Origin of the sequence: Brenneria corticis (assembly GCF_003115855.1) — a bacterium.
In the GTDB taxonomy this organism is placed as follows: Bacteria; Pseudomonadota; Gammaproteobacteria; order Enterobacterales; family Enterobacteriaceae; genus Brenneria; species Brenneria corticis.
Window position 1 is genome coordinate 1 of the sequence record NZ_KZ819139.1, and the last position, 878, is coordinate 878.

Consider the following 878-nt stretch of genomic DNA (forward strand, 5'->3'; position numbering starts at 1 on the left):
CTGAACCCTGCTCCCATTACTCCCTTTACCCGCGATGGCGCCGTGGACTATGCCGCCTGTAAAAAACTGGGCGCCTGGCTGCACAGCATCGACGGCGTAAAAAGCCTCACCGTGCTCGGCCATGCCGGCGAAGGAACCTTCCTCTCCCGCGACGAACAGGCAAAAGTCATCGAAGCGTTCGTCGAATCCGTCAATAACGACATCCCCATCATCGCCGGCATCACGCTGGAAGGCACCGAGGTCGCCGCCGAAGAAGCCAAACGCGCCGTCAAGGCCGGGGCTTCCGCCGGTCTGCTGTATCCGTCCCACGGCTGGCTGCGTTTCGGCTACCAGAAAGGCGCGCCGCAGGATAAATACCGTCACGTCTATGAAGAGAGCGGTCTGCCGCTGATCCTGTTCCAGTATCCGGACGTCACCAAATGCACCTACAACCTGGAAACGCTGCTGGAGATCTCCGCGCAGCCGGGCGTATTCGCCATGAAAAACGGCGTGCGCAATATGCGCCGCTGGGATACGGAAATTCCGGTGATCCGCCGCGAACGTCCGGACCTGCAAATCCTGAGCTGCCATGACGAATATCTGCTGTCGACGATTTTCGACGTGGATGGTCTGCTGGTGGGATACGGCAATATCGCGCCGGAACTGCTGGTGGAGATGATCGAGGCGGGCAAAGCGCAAGATTACCGGAAAGCGCGTGAAATCCATGACCGCCTGCTGCCGGTCACCAAGAGCGTGTACCACCGGGGTTCGCATATGGAAGGGACGGTGGCGCTGAAGCATGCGCTGGTTGAGCGCGGGATACTGGGGCACGCTACGGTACGTTCTCCGCTGCTGCCGCTGGAGCCGGGCGCCGAGGAAGAGATCAAGGTCGCCGTCCG

General features: G+C 60.9%; 1 protein-coding gene. It reads left to right on the top strand.

Annotated features, from left to right (window positions below; all coding sequences use genetic code 11):
* Positions 1-878, top strand: an 878-nt coding sequence (locus tag DDT56_RS24250; RefSeq protein ID WP_136168894.1) for a dihydrodipicolinate synthase family protein, incomplete at both ends; no start/stop codon positions are given.